The sequence below is a fragment of the Fusobacteria bacterium ZRK30 genome, assembly GCA_024628785.1.
In the GTDB taxonomy this organism is placed as follows: domain Bacteria; phylum Fusobacteriota; class Fusobacteriia; order Fusobacteriales; family Fusobacteriaceae; genus Psychrilyobacter.
In genome coordinates this window covers 42,269-63,186 of sequence record CP102408.1, presented here as the reverse complement: position 1 = coordinate 63,186, position 20,918 = coordinate 42,269, and the positions used below count along the sequence as shown (strand labels likewise).

The window sequence follows — 20,918 nt, the reverse complement described above, 5'->3', positions numbered from 1 at the left end:
TATCGTTTTTCATTAGGAGGGTGATGTAATTTATGGATAATTTTTTAGCGGTTATAGGTAGTATATCAGGTTGGATTTGGGGACTTCCCATGTTAATATTGTTGAGTTTTGGAGGTATATATCTGTCGATTCGACTGGGATTCTTTCAAATCAGGTATGCACCATATATTATAAAGCAGACATTTGGAAAAATGCTAAGTAAGCCAGAAGGCGGAGAGGGGACGGTATCTCCCTTCCAGGCAGTTACAGCAGCTCTAGCATCTACGGTTGGAGCTTCAAATATTATAGGTGTTCCTGCAGCAATTTGCTTTGGAGGACCTGGTGCTATATTCTGGATGTGGGTTATGGCAGTCCTTGGAATGGCTGCAAAGTTTGCTGAAGTAGTTTTGGGATACAAATACAGAGAGAAAAATTCTGAGGGGGAGTATGTAGGGGGACCTATGTACTATATGACAAAAGGTCTGAATATGAAGTGGCTGGGAACTTTATTCTCATTCTTCCTTATGCTTGAAATTATACCAAGTGTAATGATACAGTCTAACTCTATCACAGCTTCAGCCAAAGAATCTTTCAACATTTCACCTACAATAACAGGAGCAGCACTCTTTATCCTCGTTGCCGTTGTTGTTATTGGAGGAATTAAGAGAATAGGAAAAGTAACAGAAAAGCTGGTACCTCTTATGGCAGGTGTCTACATACTGGCATCTGTAATTATTCTATTAATGAATATAGATAAGATCCCTGGAGTATTATCTATAATATTTACCTATGCATTTACACCTATGGCAGCAATTGGTGGATTTGCCGGTTCAGCTATAGCCGCTACAGTACGTTGGGGAGTAGCTAGAGGAGTGTATTCTAATGAAGCTGGTATGGGTACAGCACCAATAGCCCATGCAGCAGCAGTAAACGATCATCCTGTAAGACAGGGACTATGGACAATATTTGAAATAATTATCGATACTCTGGTAATCTGTAGTGCTACCGCTTTCGTAATTCTTTCATCTGGTCTATGGAATGCTCCTGGTGCCCTCGACAATCCGTCGGGACTTCCAGCTGCAGCTTTTACCCATTACTTTGGAGCTGCTGGAGGATACATGGTTACAATATCACTGTTGTTCTTTGTACTTTCGACAATAATAGTTATTATATTCTACGGAGAGAAGCAGGCAGAATTTCTTTTTGGTCTTAAATTCTCAAAAGTTATGAGATATGTATACCTTGGGTCTATCATTGTAGGAGCTATAGGGGGAGCAAGGTTACTCTGGCAGTTCTTAGATCTTCTGTTGGCGATGATCATCATACCTAATATGTATACGATAACTCGTCTTAGTGGTGAAGTTGTGGCTCTTACCAAGGAATTCTTTACAACACCTGGTAAGTACTACCTAAAGGATATAAACAAGAAGCAGCCGTCTAAAAAAGAAGTTTAATTAAGGAAAAAATATATAGTTGATTTTATGCCAATATATTGGATAACTTTTATAATTACTAAACTAGTTAGGCTTTTAGAATATTTATTCTAAAAGCCTTTCTTCATATTTAATTGCTAATTGCCCTAATACCTGATCCCATCCCCTTATTCAAGATATATTCCATCAAAAAATATTGGAAAATTTTAAGTACTATTTTAATTGTTCAATTAGTTGATAAATTTAGTATTGATTATTATTGGCTTCATTTTCTATAATCATTATCACCGCTGGAGTTATTTTATTTTGTTGTCTACTTGACAGGGTTAAGGCTAATTAGGAGTGTCCTTTTAAGTCTGATTTTATTGACTTTGAATACGAAAGTTACAAAAAGAATATTTAAGAACTTTCATTTATTGCTGGTTATTTAAAATTTTAAATTTAATGGTAATATCTTATGTTTTTCATTTTTTTAAAACCATTACTAAATCCATTTAAATTGACTTTAATAACACTGGATCCTAGACTATGAGAATATGCTAAAATTGCTGTATTTCCATTTTTAAAAGAATTTATTATTTTTCTATTTATATCCCCAAAACAATTCTTTTTAAGTGTGTCGCTTTTATCGCTCGTTAAATTTAGCATACTAAATATTACACGATTTTATGCTCTATTACAACAAGTTTTATCACACTTTACACTTAGGTTAAAAACAACACAGTATTATAGTATATAATTTTTTAAAATTTGAAAAAATGCCTGGAAGAAAACAGAACTCTGGGATCTGCTCAGCTGTAAGGGTACCTGTAAAGGGCATCACCAAAATACTAAAAATTTGTGCTATAAATTAAGAATTTCACGAAAAGTGGGAAGAATCAAAAAAAGACCTAGATTTTTAAGTCTAGATCTTAGGAGTTTCTATTAAGTATTTTAATTTATCAGGTGTTATTATTTCCATATGGTATCTTTTTTAGTATAATAAATACAACCTTTTAACTTATAGTAATTTAAATTTTGAAGTATTGTTCTTAACTGATCTTCATTATTTACTATCTATATAATATTGAGGCACTAAATTAATCATAGTGGTATCTACATTGTAATATAACTATTTTATCATCTTCCACTATATAAACTATTCTATGTTCTATATCTAATCTTCTAGACCAAAGTCCTTTTAAATTATTTTTTAGTGGCTCGGGTTTACCTATCCCTTGAAACGGTGTCCTAATTATATTCTCTATTACCTTGATTAGCCTTTTAAATTTTTTTTTATCATTAATAGCCCAGTAATTATAGTCTTCTAATCCATTTTCTGTAAATTCTATTCTCATTACTTTTCACCATTTAATTCATCTAATGTAAAACTGGTAGTATTCCCATCTTCATATTGCTTAATAGAATCAAATAATCTGTTCCCGTTAGCCCTAGAAGATAAAAGGTGTATAGTTTCAGACAAAGATTCATAATCTTCTCTAGATGTTAATATCATATCCTCTTTGTTTGCAGTAGTTATTATAATGGGCTCGTGATCTTCTCTAGATTGATCTAAGTATTTTTTAAAATTTTTCCTAACATCGCTTGAATTTGCTACTTTCATTTTCATCTCCTCCTTTATTATATTTATATTGTACATGATAACGTACATTATTTCAATTTTATTTTAGGCGATCTAAGTGTTCGCGTATGCGGTTACTTGATCACCAACCCAATCGGATAGTTCGGAAGTGCTTAGAAACAAAAGAAATGCCTAAATAAGATATCTCTAACTTTAAAAAATAGTTATTTATACATTTTTATATTTTAATCTTCTAAGAAAAGTTCATACTCTTCATTTAATTTATCTTTTTTATCAAGCCAGGTCAAATAGTTGAAATAACTCTCAACATTTTCATGAGTCATTTTTTCATTACTGGATAAAAATGCTTTTAAAATTAATTCTTTATATTCTCCACAATTAAATAATAGATCAAAAACAATTAATTCCTTTTCTAAATCTTGGGTAAAAGTCTTAATTCTAGAAAAATTATATTTAAATTCTTTTATAATTTTTTCATTATATTTTAGTGTTAATTCTTTCATACAAAGACTACCTAAAATAGCTGATTTAGCTATTTCCTTTAAAAATTCATATTCTTTTTTTAGATATCTTATTTCAGCAGCAGACTTAATAATTACAGATTTTTTAGAATCATCAATTTTATTTTCAAGGAGAATATGATTGATAACCATATCATTGTATTCGATTATTGATTTTAGAAAATTAGAACATCTAGTGTCTATAGATATTAATTTTTTAGTTATTCTTTCTGTAAATTCTACATCAAAAGAGCTGATATTTTTCTCTTTATCATCAAAATCTTCATCTTACGTTGTCAAATTAAATGCAACACTTTTCAATTTCACCCCAAAATACTTCTTTTGGGGTTTTCCAATTTAAACACTTCCTTGGTCTATTATTAATTTTGTTTACCGCTTTATAAAATTCACATCTCTTTATCTTACTAAAAATAGTCCCTTTAGGGAAAGTTCTCCTTAATAAACCGTTTGTATTCTCATTTGTTCCTCTCTCCCATGAGTGATAAGGGTTAGCAAAATAAGCTTTAATACCTAATGCTTCCTCTAATTCTTTAAATTTAGAGAATTCTTTCCCGTTATCCGATGTAAATGTTTTTATGTATTCTTTAGGTATATATTTAAAATTCTCTATTGTTGCCTCATTAAAAGTATCTGATTTTCTATTAATCATTAGCTCCGCTACAAGATATCTTGATTTCCTATCAACATAAGTCATCATAGCACCTTTTTTTCCTGCGCCAACGATAGTATCGCTTTCAAAATGACCAATCTCACTTCTATCATTCGCTTCTTCAGACCTTTCTTCTATCATCTTTTTATTAGGAGTGTACTCACCATCAACTGAATTTCTATTAATTTCTCTATAAATACTAACTCTATTTTTCTTTAATTTAGCTGCAATAAAACTAATTGATTTTTTTTGCGCTAAAAATTTAAATATACTTTCTCTTTCTTCAATGGTAAAATGTTTATGATTCATAAATACTCCTTTAATGTTTGGTCGCACTTACATTATACCAAGGAAATATTTATGAATTTTTTTTGTTGCATTTAATTATACAATTCAAGTATTTAAAAAATTAAATTTATATGTCTTAAAATTAAAAACTAAAAAATAATATTTTTTGGTTCCTTTTGTTATACAAAAAAATAACTGTATATTTACTCAATTTTTCCATCATATCAGTTGAAAATCTAAATAACTACATACAGAAACTCTTCTCTCCCTTAATTTATTATCTATTCTACACTCACTAATTCAAAAACTAATAAATTGCTAGAAAGAAATAGTTATTTTGATTTTTATATGTTATAATCTAATTAAGAATTAGAGTGAACTTCAACTTATCACTAGGTAAAAGCATGAAAAAAAGTCGGATTAGTTACCCGACTTTTTTTATTTTTTGATGTTTTTCAAGAACTCATGATATTATTACCTTGGGCGGCTTTATTTACCTCAGCATAAAGAGTTATCATGCTTACTCTTTATGACTCCAATATAGGGAGGTGGTAAATTGAAACTAGTAACTCTAATTTTAGAATTAATTATTGTGCTTATTAAATACTTTAGTTAATACCAAAAATATTGTCGCCTATGACCAAGGACTAACTACCCTTGGTCTTTTTTTATCATTCAAAATCTTAACAATTTTCTTAAATTATTATAGATTTTATATTTATGAAATAAGATTATACTCTTCATCTAATTTCCCTTTTTCCAGAGTTTATTTCTCCATCATAAAACACCTCTCCTGTTTCATAGTAAGATATTTGCTTCCCTTCTAAATAACCTAATTTATAATTAAGATTATTTTTGAGGTATTTATTATAAATTTTACAAATTACAGTAAAGTTAGGAGCTTTATCAAAGCCTAAAATTTTTAAAACGATTAAATCCTCATTCAATAATTTTTCTAAAACTTAAACTAGAGTTATGTGCTTTGTAAATCATAAGAATAAATACTTGTCCTAAATAATATTTTCTAGGTCTTCCAAAAGTATTAGCTTTAAATAGTTCTGGAAATTTCTTTCTAAGAATTTTTAAAGTTTGAAATAAAAAATTGTTATTTATCATAGATTGAGGTATATACATAAGTAATCATATCCTTTCGTAATTAATTGGTTTGGTCATTTATTACTATATATTAGATATGATTTTTAAATTTTTTGTAAATTACTTTTGCAACACTCTATACTTCCTCTAACTTAACTTTTTTACTAACTATTTTATTAGCAATATCAGTATCCTCAAATAATGGAGATTCGAATTGATGATTTCTTCCAATATTAATAAATCCACAGAGAAGAAGGCCGGATAAAAGACCCCAGGCGGCTCCTCTAGTTGCTATAACAGCAGCCATAATTCCTGCAATTCCCAAATCATTAACTGTTTTTGATTTCAGAACTCCAACTCTAATAGATACATATCCCTGGATAAGCATAGTAGCAGCAAGAGCAATCCCTAATATTGGTTTGACCAGAGTAACAATAGGAAGGAGTAAATACCCAGAAAGAGTCCCATACCTATAGGAAATAGCTCCTCCATGAATAGAGTCCATCGTTTCTCTGCCATTTTTATATCTTTCGCAAAGAACTACCTGCATTGCAGCTGCAAGTGGTCCAGACATAGTAAGGTCAGGTCCAAAAATAGACATCAATAAATTTCTTAATCCAAAAATTAAATGAGAACGATTAGGATTATAGTCTATAATCTCATCTGGCCTTTCTTTACTAGCATTTTCAAGTAAACATTGAGTCTGAATCATATCTCCAAAAAGTACAATATAACACGATATTACCATCGGAATCCCACCGATAAACATCTTTAAGGGAGGTAATCCCAATCCAAAGATAGTCCAATTATTAAATAATTCCTTAAATGCAAGATTTGTAATTCCCCACTCGATATTAGGTATACTAGCTTCACCTACTAATGGTCCTATAAATATAGCTAATATAACTATAGGGAGAGATCCCATATTTGAAAGAGTTTTAGTAAATTTATTGAGATTTCTTTTACTTTTAAAGTGACTTGAAAATAAAAAATAAAAACCAATACCCATACAAATTACAATGGACACAGGATGTTTTTCAAAATTTCCACCTTTTTTTAATATTGACATGATAGCAGAGATTCCTGCACCTAAAATAACCCCCGACTTCATAGCATTGGGGACAATAGATGTAACTTTTTTACCCAGACCTGTAATACCTAAAAAAATAGCTAATATCCCTAAAGAAAATTGAAATGCTATAAGTGCATGAACTCTCTCAGGTCCAACAGGGTATTGACTGATATGAAGCATAAGTAATGGAATAGCAGGTGTTATCCACCCAGGTATAACTGGATCTCCTAAAATTATATGGGCAAAATATAATATTCCATTTAAAACAACAACGGTCATTGCTACTTCAAAAGGCATTCCCAGATACTCCTGCAGCATAGGAATAGCTCCTAAACATACTGCACATAATAATAATCCCTGGAAAAAATCAACTTTTTCAAATTTTAGATGGATCAATGGTAATCTTATTTTAAATAAACCAGCAGGGATATAAGGTTGTTCTTTCCCGTACTCTCTTTTCATTATCATAATTTCCTCCTCCTTAAACTAGACTGTTACAAAAATATTGAAATATTTTCAATGCTTTTACAATAATCTATTGTATCTTGTTATTTTTTTCTCTATTAATTATAAAAAATTAAAGTTCTAAAGCTTCTAATCCTGCTGTAGCTACAGCAATGTCTTCTTCTACACTTCCCCCACTGACTCCAATTCCACCTATTACCTTTCCATCTACAACTATAGGCAAACCTCCACCAAACGGAATAATTCTTCCATTATTCGTATGATTTAATCCAAATAGATCAGATTCTGGCTTTATTTTTTCTGTAAGTTTATCAGTTGCTCTTTTCATTGTTGCTGCTGTAAATGCTTTATCTATAGCGATACTGATACTAGTTATAAAGGCATCCTCCATTCTTTGAATATAAAGAATATGACCTCCTGCATCTACTACTGAAAAAACAAAGGACTTACCTATTTCTTCACACTTTTCAAGAGCTTTCTCTCCCATTAATTTTGCTGCTGCTAAAGTTATTATCTTTGTGTCTTTAAACATATTGGCTTCTCCTCTTGTTTAAATTATTAATTTTTATCTTTTTATAATATCTATTAAAAAAACTCCCAAACGTTTAGAAAATTTTCTAAACACCTGGGATGTATTTTATAAGGTTTTTATTTTATAATGCTTTTCTATAAAGTTCGATCATATCTTTTAGAGTTGTCTGTCTTGGATTAGCTAAGACATTTCCACTCTTCATAGCATCCTTTGCCATCTCTTCGATCATCTCTTCTTTAACTCCTACTTCTGAAAGTGATTTTGGAATTCCAAAGTCAGCATTTAATTTTCTAAGTTCTTCTACTAACATCTCTGGTTTAAAGTTTTTTACAACTTCATTACCTTTACGTACATAGTTATAAATTACTTCATAACGTCCATTATCAGCCAGAGCATTATACTCCATAACTGTTGGAAGAAGGACCGAATTTGCAACACCATGCGGCACGTGGTAAAACGCACTTACTGGATGACTCATAGCATGTACATTCCCAAGTTTTGCCCATGCAAATGAGATTCCAGCAAAATTACTTCCTGTCATCATTGCACATGCAGCTTTTTCATCTTTTCTATTTGCTACAAACCTACGAATATTTTTACCGATTAATTCCATTGCTTTTTCAGCCATTGCATCTGTAAATGGTGAAGCGTTTCTTGAAAGATATGCTTCTATTGCATGGATCAGTGCGTCTACACCAGTTGAAGCTGCAATTGATGCAGGTGCAGTCATAATTAGTTCTGGGTCTAAGATTGCATATTTAGGAAGAGTTTCATAACTAATCATTGAAAACTTATAGTTTTTCTCTTCATCTGTAATTACACATGATGCAGTTGCTTCACTTCCAGTTCCTGCTGTTGTAGGGATTGCGATCATTGGAACTATTGGTCCTGGAACCTTATTCATTCCCTCATAATCTCTGATATCTCCACCATAAGAAGCAAGTACTCCTACGGCTTTTGCAACATCTAATGGACTTCCTCCACCAAGAGCTACAATACTTGTTGCGCCACACTCTTTATAAGATGCAGTTGCTTCGTTTACAACATCTATTGTTGGATTAGGTACTACATCTAGATAAGCTGTGCATTTGATTCCACTAGCTTCAATGATGTCCTTTACTTTCTTTACTACACCTATACTTTCTAATCCACGGTCAGAGATTAAAAATACATGCTCTGAATTGTTTTCTTTCATTATTTCTGGAAGTCTCTTTAAGCTTCCTATTCCAAACTCGATATTTTGTGGTATTTTAAATCTAAAATCTTTCATTATTTTCCTCCTAAAAATGGCTTAACTCCCATAAAGGGAGTTTACCTTTAAACTCTAAAACTAAATTATTTTATAATTAAGCACCATGTAGTTGCTCATTAGCCTTTTTATTCTTTACAACGGTATAGATATATCCTAGACCAACTATTGTAAGAGCAATAGATGACATCTTAATCAATTCAGGAGTCCATGGAACATTACTCTTAAACATATTTACTCCAATTAACATTAAGACAGCGTATACAATACGTAAAAATTGTACTCTGTTGATCTTTTCTAAAAATCTCATACCAAAGAAGAACCCGATTCCAGCCATAGGTAATCCTATAAGTAGTGCACTTGTTAGATATGCTCTATTTGCTACCGGTACATTGTTATATTGAGCGAATGCATTCCATATATTAAGGATGCACCATAACCATGTCATTGTATTACGGAATTTTTTCTTATCCTTTACTGCTTCTAATGTATAAACAGTAATTAATGGACCTCCGATAGTAAATGCTCCATGGACAACTCCACCTAATATAAGACATCCGTAACGAAATATTTTTTTTACTGTTGTATCTTCTGCTTCGTCCTCTTCTTTTTGTTTAATAACCAGGGGCTTTATGATGTGTTTATGAATATTCATAGTTGCAATAACAATGATCATTCCACCAATACCGATCTTTGCCGTTTGAGGACTAATACTAGTAAATAATTTGTTTCCAATTAAGATTCCTGGTGCACAGAGAGCTACAATCTTAGCTAAATCCTTCCAAGAAACATCTTTTCTTCCTTTAATCCCTAGGTAATATAGGAAAGGTAATGTGATGATCGTACCATACGGTACTCCAATAGCCGTTCCTAATATTCCATTTGTAACTGGTGCAGCAATAACAGTACATCCAAACCCTGTAGTACCTTGAACAAAGAATCCAACAATTTGCATTAAACCAACAAGTATAAAATCAAAATTCATATTTTTCTCCCTTTAAATAATTAAATAATATTATCAGTCAAATAGATACAAAGATCTATTTGACTCCTCCCCTATGAAAAAACATAGGGATCAATAGTTTATATTTTGTAATAATCTTTTTATGTTTCAATTAAAAATTAAGCTCTGTACGTTGAATTAGATCTTTTTGTAGTGGTTTCCCAAGCTCTACAAAGTAAGCGCTATATCCAGCTACACGTACTAGCATATCTTTATAATTTTCTGGATTTTTTTGTGCTGCTTTCATAGTTTCAGAACTCATGATGTTAAACTGAACATGCATCCCTTGCTTTGCGATATACTCATCGATGAAACTGATCAAGATGTCTCTTCCCTCTACTCCTGATACAGCTTCTTCTGGAAATCTTAGATTTAATAAAGTTCCATTACTTGCAAGACTATGATCTACCTTTGCTACAGAGTTTACCAGAGCAGTCGGTCCACAAATATCATGAGATCCTCCATCAGTATGGACAGGTCCCATATTATCAGAGATTGGTTCATTGTTCCTACGACCATCTAGTGAGGCATTGGTATATAATCCCATCCCTACATTGGCATTTACTGTATATACCCCTGGACTAAAATCTCCACCTCTAAGGTTTTTTCTCCCTTTTATATGTCTGCAGTAACATTCAAACATAAATTTAAATAGATCATCTGCTGCATCATCATCATTCCCAAAGTGGGGAACTTTTGAACTATTTACAAGGGCATATATCTTTTCATGACCTTCCCAATTATCTTTTACAGCTTTAAGTAACTCAGCACCGGTGTAACGTTTATCATCAAACATTAATTTTTTAATAGTAGATAGTGAATCTGCACAAGTAGCAATACCACTACCTTGTGGAGCAGTACCATTATATTTAACTCCTCCCTCGGTCATATCTTTTCCACTTTCAAGACAACCTTCAAAGAAAGCAGAAACATATGGAGTAGGTTTCACTATTCTATGTACATCTTCCATTATGTTTAAACAGCTGCATAGTTGGTCACACCAGTAAGCAAATTGCTTATCAACACTTTCAAGAACTTCATCAAAACTTTTATAAGTTTCTAAACTTCCCGTATTTGGACCAAGTTCTATCTCATTTAATGTACGTCCTCCATTAATTACCATTTCCATCATCTTAGCTGTATTTACATAACCTGCATCTAACCAACCAAATTCTTTTCCTGGAAGTGATGGCTCTACACAACCTACAACACAATAATCTCTTGCTTCTTCTAATGTTACTCCCTTACTTAACATAGCTTTGATTGCTGGACCATCATTAAAGATCTTTGGATGTCCATAACCTGCTCTTGTACATTCAGTTGTTTTAACCTTTAGTTCATAAGGTGTATTTTCGTGCATACGTACACAAACCCAAGGGTTCATCATTCTTGTATGAGCTGATCCTTCTAACATCAACATAGTTAGATCATTAGTTGCATCCTTACCGTCTTTATCTATTCCACCAATAGTAAGACTCTCTCCTCCGAACCCACGTCCATTACGTACTTTTACTGTACCTTTATCCTTTAATTTTGTAGGATTATTCATCTTTACATATAATACTTCTATAAGTTCCAAAACAAACTCTTTAGTAATTTCATTATTTTTCATATCAGCTTCATAGAAAGGATTTAACCACTGGTCCATACGTCCATAAGAGATCGAGTGACCATTTCCTTCTATTTGGATAAGTGTAGTTGCAAAGTTAAATAGCTGTAATGCCTGCCAAAAAGTCTTAGGAGCATCTCCTGATATTACATGACAGTTAGCTGCCATATCTTCTAGTTCTTGTTTTCTCTTTTCATCAGTTTCCACTGCTGCCATATCCTCTGCTAGTTTTGCATAACGAGTGATATATTTTTTAGAAGCTTCTAACATGATAATCGTTGCCTTATAAAAATCTCTTTTCTCTCCATACTCTGGATCAGCCTTACTTAGTTTTGAAAAATGAGTCTTAGCTTCCTCGATTACTCCACTATATCCTAATGTCATTAGTTTCTTATAATCCATTGCAAAGTGACCTATCCCTGCAAAATGATAGTTATTTGTTTGAAATACTTTTTCTCCTACATGGGAACCTTTCTTTTGTTCCTCATCTAGTCTTATATTTATAAGATCGTCAGCACACTTCCCTTCCCAATATTTACAAAGTTCTAAAATTTCTTGTTTTTCTTTCTCATTTCTTATATAAAATTGATCGTTTGAACGTTCCTCAAATGGAGAATTTAATATCTCGTCGGTGATCCATTTTACAGAGAATTCAGGATATATTGGTGATGCTTTTGCTGGTGCTGCTATCTCACCTAAAATTAGATCTTCATCATAGATACTAAGTGTTGTATTAAGTAATATATTTTCAAAAGCATAGGCACATTGAAGTTTACGTGGAGCTGATTCATTATTTTGATAAGCTTCTGTTACCAATCTAAATCTTTCTACATCTATATCATATGGTCTATCTAAAAATGTCTGTCTAAGATTATTTACACGTGGATATGGAGACCAGTCTTCATGATTAACTTGGTAGCCTATACTATATACTTTATCAAAAGCTTCTGTTCCACATGGATTTGTTTTATTCATTTTCATTAAAATCCCCCCTAATATATGTTGTTTTATTTATTCTTTTTCCTTAGTCCCTACTAGACAATGAATCCCTCTACTATTAAAATACTGTGCAATCTCATGGATGTGTTTTTGAAATGATTCTCTATTAATTTGAACACCTTTCATCTTATAGGTCATTCCTAGTGAGTTATATTTTTCTTCACCGAGACGCATAAAACTCAAGAGCTGTAGTGTTCTTACACGGCCACCAAGTTCATTTAATATAAAATCTGCTGTGGCTTTGATATTTTCCATATCATCATTTACATTTGGAATAACAGGAATTCTTAGAATAAGCTCCCGATCTTCCCTTGCAAATCTCTTCAGATTTTCTAAGATCCTGTCATTGTATACTCCAGTATATTTTTTATGAATATTTGTATCCATATGTTTTATATCTGAAATTATTAGATCCGTATATGATAATATCTTTTCGATCTCCTTCCAGTCACCATAGAAGCTGGATTCAAGGCAGGTATGAATTTCTTCATCTTTGCAGACCTTAAAAAGTTCTGCTACAAAATCACTTTGAAGAAGTGGTTCCCCTCCGGAAACTGTAACACCACCACCAGAACGCTCATAATAACCTTTGTCCTTACGAATTTCTTTCATACACTCTTCTACAGACATAGATTTACCCCATTGCTTGATTGCATCTGAAGGGCAGGCATCATAACAAGCAAGCCAATCTGTAGATTTACTAGAATCTATAGAAGTCAGTTTACCATCTGTAAAAGTCAGCATACTTTTATCAGGACAGACATCTTCACACGAACCACATTTTTCATGGGAAATGCATTTATTTTTGTATACACCTGGTTCTATAGAAACCTTAAAACTCTCAGGATTACCACACCAATCACATCGAAGGGGGCATCCTTTTAAAAATAACTCTGTACGGATTCCAGGTCCGTCGTGTATTGTAAAACGCTGAATATTGAAAATAATTCCTTTCTGTAACATTTGATCACCTCCTCTAAACATCAATTTTAAAAAATAATTAATTCACATTATTGAAAACAATCTAACTAGCTTTTAGATATTTTCAACATTGTTACTTATTTTTAAAAGAACTTAATCTTTATATTTTGTTATTTTTTTATCTTGCTAAAATTATATCCTAAAATTAACATAAAAGCGTCTCTTTAGGACACTTTAAATTCAAATTTCACTCTTTATTCTGGTTTATATATATTTTTTTTTCTCCTAATCATACTTTTTGGCCTTTTTTATTAAAATAAAGGGAAAAAATACTTTTTTAGATGTTAAAATTCCCCGTAAAAGCACTAAATTCATCTAATATCTCTTGGAAATAAAAATTTTAAGATATTAATGTGTAATTTTTAACATAAATATATATTATATACTAATATCTATTTAAAAGCGGTAATAAATGTTACCGAATATTTAAATTAAATCTGTTATAATATAATTAAGTTTATTTCAAATAGCGTTATATAATTAAATATATAAAATAAATATTTAGAATTTTTCTAAGAGGAGGAGGCATTAATTTGAATAGTTTAGAATTTCCTGTTACACTGCTGCCAAAATCTGTAAAGGATAAAATAAAATTTAAAAGATATAAAAAAGGAAATCTCTTATATGGACAGGGAGATGATAAAGTTTTTTATATAAAAAAAGGAAATGCAATAAAAATAAGATGTGATGAAGATGGGGAAAAGATCTTTCCTTATATGTTTTCTGACGATGAGTTTGTAGGAGTTAATGCATGCTTTACAAATGGAAGTGACTGGGATTGGGAAGTTATAGCATCTAGTAATGAAGTTACAGGATATGAAATACCGACTTCTATCTTCAAAAAGTATATCCTAAGTACGTCTTTATTTATGGAGGACTATATGCCAAAATGTACAAATATACTTTTTCAGGGACTTAGAGGTTTTTATATCTATTCTCAGGGAGGCGCTGCTGCTTACTATGCTTATATAATATCAAATTATTTTTGTAAAGACAGCAATACTTTTTATTTTGACAGTTACACTCAGCTGACCAGAGCAGTGTATGTAAATAAATCTACCCTTTATAAAATAACCAATCAATTTATTCATGAAGGTATTATAGAAAAATATAAAAACAGCATAAAGATAATAGATAGAAAAGCATTAATAAAATACTTTGACTCTTATAAGTATTAACACTTTTACAGCAAATTCTCCGGAGCAACTTAACGGAAAGAAAAATCATTTGAAATTTATATGGCAGAAGGCAGAAATAAAATTTCTGCCTTTTTTAATTTTATACTTTGTGTTATATTGTTCAAAATAGACACTCTTAAATGTAAAATTATAGTTTTCATAAAATCTCATGGGATATTTTATCCTGTTAACATAAAAAAATTGGAAGGGGGAGATAGAAATAGATATTAAATTTAGTAACCATAAAACAGGAAGGGTGGCTATAGCAGGGCATGTAGGATGCGGTCACTGCCATAGTTTGAACAATCAGGTACAGGATGATTCACCTGGATTGTCAGTAGTTCTTTCCCTTTTTAAAAAAGCAACGGGAATAGATCTTACTATAGAAAAATTTAAATTTGAGGAAAATAAAATTACCGCTATTTTAAAAAATGGTGGAGAAGGCCATGGAACAGTTAAAAGAAAATATACATTGCAGGAAAAAAAAATTATTAATAGTTTAAGGGGGAAAGAAGCTATTAATACCCATACCATAGTCCTGGAAGCATTTGGAAGAATTTATGGTCAGGGAGTTATGGAAACACCTGTAGCTGTTCAAACAGCAATTGCAAATGCCGCTTTAAATAGTTTTACCAAAAACTATCCTAGTAAGTTTATTTCAACTGTTGAAGATATTGAAAATAATATTGGGAATATAGTTGGAACAGTTTTAGAGATCAATAATATTCCGGTTAGTGTATTAGGAACAGTAAATGCAACTGAAGGAGGAATAGGACCAAATGAAGATTTAGAAGGAAATTCACCTAATTATTCAAAAAAATTAATTATAAAAAAATTAGGGATGGATAAATTACCTACTTTAATTATCGAAGCTATGATCTATTCTAAATTTTCAAAGGGTTTAGAAAAACCAACTTATTTCGTAAGAGGAGATGCGACAGACGATAACCCTTTTGTTGTGGAGGCAGTTGTTAAAGCTGCTAAAGATTTAGGAATAGAATGTAAATTTTTTGATGGAGCTGCAAAGAGAATAAAAGGAGCTTTAAAAAGTAATACTGAAAAAGTAGCCAATAGAATAATTGAATTAGGAAAAGCATTAAAAATAAGTGAATTTTCAAAAGATAAAGTTCAGATCATCTCGGATCTAGCCGATATTATCAGCCAGGATTGTGGTGGAATAAGCTTTATGTCCAATGAACTTCATGGGGAAATTGGTGGTGCTGGAATGATAAAAAAAACAGGAGCAGTGATAAACTTAGTTGTCACAGAAGAATACAGTAAAGAGAATCCAATCCCTTATCTGACAGAAGCAGATTTGAAAGATTATTTGAATTTAACTGTTGCTTCTATAGAAAAATTAATTGAAAATATAGATATGGCAACTAATCATATATTTTCCGTAAAATAAATATAATTTAGATCCTAAAATGGATGAGGTACACTTTCTTCATGGGGATATCCCACAGGGAATAATGCTACCGATATTATGTTTTCAGGCAGCAAGAATGTATCTCTAATTTTGGGGGGATTAAAATGACCAACCCAGGTAGTCCCAAGATTAAGATTAGTTATTTCTAACATCATTTAGAAAAAGTGAGCTTTTCTTTCCTCTATTTCTTTTGCTCATGAAAAGAAATGGAGTCAGTTAAGGGCGACACCCTTAGAACTTTTTTTGTCCCACTTTGTTCGTTTCGATTCATGATTATTAATTTTTCATAGATCAAGCAGTGTTGGCATAAAATCAATATTAGCAGATAACCTATCAATTTTTCTGTTTCTTGTATTTTCTTTATACGGGATATTCATTATAAAAGGAACTCTGTGTCCATCTTCATATTCTGAGTTCTTTTTTCCTCTGTATCCTCCATTATAGCCTATTGTAGCAAGACCGGGTTTTTCATCTAACTTAACTCCTCCTGTATGAATTGTATTCCTTATAAAAATAGTTCCTACCGAATCTCTAAGTTCAACCCCTGCTTCCTTCCCCATACAAGTGTAGTTCATATAGGCAAAAAGGTTATTTTCAATAATATCATCCTTACTTTTCATTTTTAATGCTGAACCATCTAAATAAGTAAAATTACAATTCCTAATAACATTACCGTAAGATAAAAAAACTTTGCTGTGGGATTTTAATTCTTTAGTTGGTATCGATGTAGTAAATTTACTTACCTCAGGAAGTGATAATCTCTTAACATTAGCTTGTTATAACTAGGGTATAAGAATTCACAATCTTCTATAGTAATATTATTGCTGTCAATAAAATTGAATGTCCCACTAAAAAAATTAAGACCTTTAATTTCTATATAACTGGATAAATTACCTGTTAATACATAGGATAAAGTTCTACCCCTAACTTCCATGTTTTGAGGATTTTCTTTTGACAATGTCATTAAATAAAGTGTTTTTTCATTTTTATCATAGAACCATTCCCCTGGAACATCTAAACACTCTAATTTCCCTTCAATAAAATAACCCGATCTATCATCGGTATTTTTTTTCTTAAAAACATCGGTCATTAGATATTTTCTTTCCTTTGCTTTCTCTTTTGCGGGTTTTATAGCATATTTAGTGTATGTAAAATTATCTTTTCAGATCCATCTATAATAACCCTTTCATTGTTATAGGGTAAAATCTTTATTGGGTAATCTTTTTTTCCCTTCTCTCCGAAGAAGAAGTACCTACTTATCTCAAAATAGGGATACTACCCTTTGAAATTTCAGAGTTATCAAAACCTGTTACAGTAACGCTCTAAAAATGTTTTGGATTAGAAAAAAAGACTGGCTCTAATTATATTCTTAAGGCGAACTTCCTTTATTATAAAAATAGAAGCTCCAGTTGGAGCTCCTATTTATGTTAAGGATTTATTTTTTACTTGATTTAGGGAAGGACCGCCTTTTGGAATTTTTATTTAGCTATAGTGAGATATTTTTCTCTGTTTCAAGATCAAAGATGTGACACTTCTCCATGTCAAATCAAAACTTATAGTCAACTCCGTTAGTTGTTTTATTTACTTTAGCTGAATCAAATCTTGCTGCAAACTGAGTTCCTGCTATATCAGAGTGTTTGAAGATAGCTTCATGCTTACTATTTCCAATTAAGATTATATCTGCTCTGCATATACCTACATACTTTATTTGAAGTAGTGCTTCCCCCGGCTGACAAACTGGATTTTCTACTTCAACTAATTGGACCTTATTAGGTTCATGGATGTGAACAACTTTAATTTAATAATCCTCCTTGGAATATATATTTTTAATTTAAAAAAATTAACTAAACAATATATCCATTAAAACTCAATACAAGACCAGAATTTCTTCCCTGTCTCAGATAGATGGTCATCCATCTCGTTCCTTTTTCTTTTTAAATTTTCTCTCATTTCTCTAACCACAGGCTTAAATTCTTCTTGATGAGCTAAGTCATTTAATTCATTTGGATCTCCCTCTATATCAAACAACTGAGTTCTACGAACATTATTGAAAACATATTCTATCAGCTTGTACTTCTTATTTTTAAATCCTCTTACAGTTGATTTATATGCTAGATAAAGTTCATCTCTTCCCTCTTGATTCTCTCCTACTAACATAGGTTTAAAACTATTTCCTTCTACAGTTTGAGGTATCTCTATCCCTGTTAATTCACAAAGAGTAGGGAATACATCTTGAAGATATACATACTCTGAATTAACTATATCCTTAGATATTCCAGGTCCTGAAAATATCAGCGGAACTCTTACTGCGTGTTCATATATACTCTGTTTCCCCATCAATCCATGACGTCCTAAAGAAATTCCGTTATCTCCCATAAATGTAAAGATGGTATTTTCATAAAGCCCCTTTGCTTTTAATGAATCTATTACCTTCCCCATCTCTGCGTCTAGGTGAGTGATCATAGCATAGTAATCTGCAATATGTTCTTTTACTTCATTTGGGTTTCTTGGATATGCAGCCAACTTTTCATCCCTTACCCAAAGAACATCGTAATCAAATGGAATCTCTTCTGTGAAGTTTACCGGCAACTCCATATCTTCCGGTTTATACATATTTTGGTACTCTTTTGGCATTGATCTTGGATCATGAGGAGCTAATAGGGATACATATAAAAACATAGGATCCTCTTTATCGTATTCATTTATAAGTTTTGATGCTGTTTCACAGAACAATTCTGTTGAATGTTTCCCTGGCTGTATATGATCATATCTTACTTGTCTTGTTTCTTTATACTTAAACGGATCAATAATAAAATTATTTATATTATCATATTTTCCTGTAGGGTCAAAGTGGTTAGCTGGAACATTCCAGTGATCCCACATTCCTCCGAAGAAGATCTCTCCACCATCACAAAAACTTCTATGGTAAGCTTCTACACCATTATGCCACTTTCCGATACCTATCGTATGATATCCTGCGTTCCTGAACGTCTCTCCCATAAGAGCGTGGTTTTGAGGTACACATGAACCATCTTTTTCCAGGTGGAATAGACCTCTTCCTGTATTTAACATAGCTCTACTTGGCATACATATTGCTCCCACAGTTCCTCCTGGAATATGAGCGTTTCCAAATGCCACCCCATTTTCTACCAGTTCATCTATATTAGGTGTCTTAATGTGTTTATTTCCAAGAGCTGCAATGGTGTCAAACCTCTGGTCATCGGTTATAAATACTACTATATTTGGCTTATTCATTAATTTTTCCCCCTGTACTTTTCTCAAAACTTTCTATAAGTTCTGGATATTTTTCATCTGTATCTCCATATTTTTTCTTTACTTCCAAAAGCTTTTCAGTGAGATCCTTCACTACTTCTGTATATTCTTCTTTATCATATAAATTTTTTAACTCATATGGATCATTTTTCATATCATATAACTCCCATCCTACTGGAGTTTCTATGTCTTGTATCCTATCTGAACACCTATCTCTTACACCATCATAAGTATCCAGCGGCAATCCGTAATAAAAGATAAGCTTATATCTTTCTGTTCTTATTCCATAATGAGCTGGGTTTTGATGTCTATGACCCATATGCATCCAGTACCTGAAATACACCTCATCCCTTATAATTGCATCGGGATCTCCTTCTATCATTGATTTTTGTGATATTCCCTGAATTTCCCGTGGAATCTCAACCCCTGCATATTCTAATAATGTTGGTGCTATATCAAGATTTGCCATAAGCTCTTTTTTTACTGTGCCGTCTTTTATTCCTTTGGGATACCTTATAAGAAAGGGAGTTCTCAAAGATTCTTCATAACTCCATCTTTTATCCTGGTAGTCATGTTCACCCAAAAACATTCCCTGATCAGATGTATAGATAATAATAGTATTATCTAATTCTCCGGTATTTTTTAGGTAATCCATTATCTCTCCCACAGAATCATCTATTCCTGCAACGGTTCTAAGGTAATCCTTGAGGTATTTTTGATATGCCGCTATTCCCTTTTCCTCAAAGGTCATATCCTCTGTCCCTTTAAGCGGTCCAGTGACATAATCGGGATCGCAGAATTCTGCATATAAACTTCTTATTTTATTTCTAGGAGTTACAGATGAGCCGTACTCCCTTGAGCCTTCACTTCTATGGCTTTTGTCTTCAAAGAGGGAATCCGGCACAGGTATCTTCTTACCCTCAAACAGGTTTTCATGTCTTATTGGATATTCCCAAAAATCATGGGGTGCTTTATGATGACACATCATGAAAAAAGGTTTATCTTTATCTCTATTTTTCATCCATTCAATAGTCATATCTGTAATTATATCCGTTACATAACCATTATGAATTTTTGTTTCTCCATTCTTATATTTAAACTCCGGGTTCTGGTATGTCCCCTGGCCACCTTTACCTAAAAGATAACTATAATGATCAAATCCTCTAGGTTCAGTATGAAGGTGCCATTTTCCTATCATAGCTGTGGAATAACCACTTTCCTGTAACAGAGAAGATAGGAATGGATTATGATCATCTTCAATTTTATGTGCTAGAGTTTTTACACCATTTATATGCCCATATTGACCAGTCATCACCGTAGCTCTTGCTGGGGTACAGATAGAATTAGTTGCAAAAAAGTTATCTAGCCTTGCTCCTTCTACTGCTATTCTGTCTAAATTCGGTGTTTTAAATACTCCTGCTAATCTTGACCCATATGTGCTTATGGCATTTATCGCGTGATCATCAGACATTATATACAATATGTTGGGTCTTTCCATAGTTCCTCCTTTTTACCAATTCTTAATTATCCATTTTTTAGAACTCTATAGTATTTTTAATTTCATGGTCTTTTAAATCAAAA

18 protein-coding genes are annotated in these 20,918 nt (G+C 32.0%); 3 read left to right on the top strand and 15 right to left on the bottom strand.

The genetic code is table 11. The features are described 5' to 3' along the window. Positions 1-32 precede the first annotated feature (32 nt). Positions 33-1,433, top strand: a complete 1,401-nt coding sequence (locus NRK67_17210; GenBank protein UUV20066.1) for a sodium:alanine symporter family protein — start codon at positions 33-35, stop codon at positions 1,431-1,433. A 1,058-nt stretch (positions 1,434-2,491) separates the two neighbouring features. On the opposite strand, the gene NRK67_17205 is transcribed toward NRK67_17210, so the two are convergent. The 10 genes from NRK67_17205 to NRK67_17160 all read right to left on the bottom strand — a co-directional run bounded on the left by NRK67_17205 (position 2,492) and on the right by NRK67_17160 (position 13,439). Beyond that, positions 2,492-2,749, bottom strand: coding sequence for a Txe/YoeB family addiction module toxin (locus tag NRK67_17205; protein UUV20065.1), 258 nt, complete (start codon positions 2,747-2,749; stop codon positions 2,492-2,494). Beyond that, on the bottom strand, positions 2,749-3,015 hold the full coding sequence (locus NRK67_17200) for a type II toxin-antitoxin system Phd/YefM family antitoxin (GenBank protein UUV20064.1): 267 nt from the start codon (positions 3,013-3,015) through the stop codon (positions 2,749-2,751). Before NRK67_17200 ends, NRK67_17205 begins: the two co-directional genes overlap by 1 nt. A gap of 203 nt (positions 3,016-3,218) precedes the next feature. Then, positions 3,219-3,647 (bottom strand): hypothetical protein, encoded by a 429-nt coding sequence (locus NRK67_17195; protein UUV20063.1) that lies wholly within the window; start codon positions 3,645-3,647, stop codon positions 3,219-3,221. 148 nt (positions 3,648-3,795) lie between these two features. Further along, positions 3,796-4,473 carry an IS30 family transposase gene (locus NRK67_17190; protein ID UUV20062.1) on the bottom strand — a complete coding sequence of 226 codons (678 nt, stop codon included), beginning with the start codon at positions 4,471-4,473 and terminating at the stop codon, positions 3,796-3,798. A 1,210-nt stretch (positions 4,474-5,683) separates the two neighbouring features. Next, positions 5,684-7,087, bottom strand: a complete 1,404-nt coding sequence (locus tag NRK67_17185; protein ID UUV20061.1) for a hypothetical protein — start codon at positions 7,085-7,087, stop codon at positions 5,684-5,686. A 109-nt stretch (positions 7,088-7,196) separates the two neighbouring features. Beyond that, positions 7,197-7,616, bottom strand: a complete 420-nt coding sequence (locus NRK67_17180) for a heme-binding protein (GenBank protein UUV20060.1) — start codon at positions 7,614-7,616, stop codon at positions 7,197-7,199. Between the two features lie 121 nt (positions 7,617-7,737). Further along, the gene (locus NRK67_17175) at positions 7,738-8,886 is read right to left on the bottom strand and encodes an iron-containing alcohol dehydrogenase (protein ID UUV20059.1); all 1,149 of its coding nucleotides are present in this window, start codon (positions 8,884-8,886) and stop codon (positions 7,738-7,740) included. Positions 8,887-8,962: 76 nt separating this feature from the next. Beyond that, entirely contained in the window at positions 8,963-9,850 is an 888-nt protein-coding gene (locus NRK67_17170) for a sulfite exporter TauE/SafE family protein (GenBank protein UUV20058.1), read from the bottom strand. Between the two features lie 130 nt (positions 9,851-9,980). Then, the gene (locus tag NRK67_17165) at positions 9,981-12,458 is read right to left on the bottom strand and encodes a formate C-acetyltransferase/glycerol dehydratase family glycyl radical enzyme (GenBank protein UUV20057.1); all 2,478 of its coding nucleotides are present in this window, start codon (positions 12,456-12,458) and stop codon (positions 9,981-9,983) included. Positions 12,459-12,488: 30 nt separating this feature from the next. After that, a complete protein-coding gene (locus NRK67_17160) occupies positions 12,489-13,439 on the bottom strand; it encodes a glycyl-radical enzyme activating protein (protein ID UUV20056.1) in 951 nt (316 codons plus the stop codon). A 551-nt stretch (positions 13,440-13,990) separates the two neighbouring features. Between NRK67_17160 and NRK67_17155 the strand changes: the two genes are divergently transcribed. Together NRK67_17155 and NRK67_17150 are read left to right on the top strand one after the other, a co-directional pair. Next, positions 13,991-14,635 carry a cyclic nucleotide-binding domain-containing protein gene (locus tag NRK67_17155; protein ID UUV20055.1) on the top strand — a complete coding sequence of 215 codons (645 nt, stop codon included), beginning with the start codon at positions 13,991-13,993 and terminating at the stop codon, positions 14,633-14,635. 256 nt (positions 14,636-14,891) lie between these two features. Beyond that, positions 14,892-16,043 (top strand): hypothetical protein, encoded by a 1,152-nt coding sequence (locus tag NRK67_17150; GenBank protein ID UUV20054.1) that lies wholly within the window; start codon positions 14,892-14,894, stop codon positions 16,041-16,043. Between the two features lie 14 nt (positions 16,044-16,057). On the opposite strand, the gene NRK67_17145 is transcribed toward NRK67_17150, so the two are convergent. The 5 genes from NRK67_17145 to NRK67_17125 form a co-directional block, all read right to left on the bottom strand. After that, entirely contained in the window at positions 16,058-16,219 is a 162-nt protein-coding gene (locus NRK67_17145) for a hypothetical protein (GenBank protein UUV20053.1), read from the bottom strand. 129 nt (positions 16,220-16,348) lie between these two features. Next, complete coding sequence (locus tag NRK67_17140) at positions 16,349-16,684, bottom strand: sulfatase-like hydrolase/transferase (protein UUV20052.1); 336 nt, start codon at positions 16,682-16,684, stop codon at positions 16,349-16,351. A gap of 119 nt (positions 16,685-16,803) precedes the next feature. Beyond that, positions 16,804-17,154, bottom strand: a complete 351-nt coding sequence (locus NRK67_17135) for a hypothetical protein (GenBank protein UUV20126.1) — start codon at positions 17,152-17,154, stop codon at positions 16,804-16,806. A 770-nt stretch (positions 17,155-17,924) separates the two neighbouring features. Next, complete coding sequence (locus NRK67_17130) at positions 17,925-19,319, bottom strand: sulfatase-like hydrolase/transferase (protein ID UUV20125.1); 1,395 nt, start codon at positions 19,317-19,319, stop codon at positions 17,925-17,927. Then, positions 19,312-20,835: a sulfatase gene (locus tag NRK67_17125; GenBank protein UUV20124.1), complete on the bottom strand. Its 1,524-nt coding sequence runs from the start codon at positions 20,833-20,835 to the stop codon at positions 19,312-19,314. Before NRK67_17125 ends, NRK67_17130 begins: the two co-directional genes overlap by 8 nt. Between the last annotated feature and the right edge of the window lie 83 nt (positions 20,836-20,918).

What these genes read in the sequence shown, in the direction of transcription:
- NRK67_17160 (UUV20056.1), bottom strand. Translation starts at nt 13,439, where the DNA reads ATGTTACAGAAAGGAATTATTTTCAATATTCAGCGTTTTACAATACAC.
- NRK67_17205 (UUV20065.1), bottom strand. Translation starts at nt 2,749, where the DNA reads ATGAGAATAGAATTTACAGAAAATGGATTAGAAGACTATAATTACTGG.
- NRK67_17190 (UUV20062.1), bottom strand. Translation starts at nt 4,473, where the DNA reads ATGAATCATAAACATTTTACCATTGAAGAAAGAGAAAGTATATTTAAA.
- NRK67_17175 (UUV20059.1), bottom strand. Translation starts at nt 8,886, where the DNA reads ATGAAAGATTTTAGATTTAAAATACCACAAAATATCGAGTTTGGAATA.
- NRK67_17210 (UUV20066.1), top strand. Translation starts at nt 33, where the DNA reads ATGGATAATTTTTTAGCGGTTATAGGTAGTATATCAGGTTGGATTTGG.
- NRK67_17130 (UUV20125.1), bottom strand. Translation starts at nt 19,319, where the DNA reads ATGAATAAGCCAAATATAGTAGTATTTATAACCGATGACCAGAGGTTT.
- NRK67_17125 (UUV20124.1), bottom strand. Translation starts at nt 20,835, where the DNA reads ATGGAAAGACCCAACATATTGTATATAATGTCTGATGATCACGCGATA.
- NRK67_17185 (UUV20061.1), bottom strand. Translation starts at nt 7,087, where the DNA reads ATGATAATGAAAAGAGAGTACGGGAAAGAACAACCTTATATCCCTGCT.
- NRK67_17180 (UUV20060.1), bottom strand. Translation starts at nt 7,616, where the DNA reads ATGTTTAAAGACACAAAGATAATAACTTTAGCAGCAGCAAAATTAATG.
- NRK67_17165 (UUV20057.1), bottom strand. Translation starts at nt 12,458, where the DNA reads ATGAAAATGAATAAAACAAATCCATGTGGAACAGAAGCTTTTGATAAA.
- NRK67_17135 (UUV20126.1), bottom strand. Translation starts at nt 17,154, where the DNA reads ATGACCGATGTTTTTAAGAAAAAAAATACCGATGATAGATCGGGTTAT.
- NRK67_17200 (UUV20064.1), bottom strand. Translation starts at nt 3,015, where the DNA reads ATGAAAGTAGCAAATTCAAGCGATGTTAGGAAAAATTTTAAAAAATAC.
- NRK67_17140 (UUV20052.1), bottom strand. Translation starts at nt 16,684, where the DNA reads ATGAAAAGTAAGGATGATATTATTGAAAATAACCTTTTTGCCTATATG.
- NRK67_17195 (UUV20063.1), bottom strand. Translation starts at nt 3,647, where the DNA reads ATGGTTATCAATCATATTCTCCTTGAAAATAAAATTGATGATTCTAAA.
- NRK67_17145 (UUV20053.1), bottom strand. Translation starts at nt 16,219, where the DNA reads ATGATGTTAGAAATAACTAATCTTAATCTTGGGACTACCTGGGTTGGT.
- NRK67_17170 (UUV20058.1), bottom strand. Translation starts at nt 9,850, where the DNA reads ATGAATTTTGATTTTATACTTGTTGGTTTAATGCAAATTGTTGGATTC.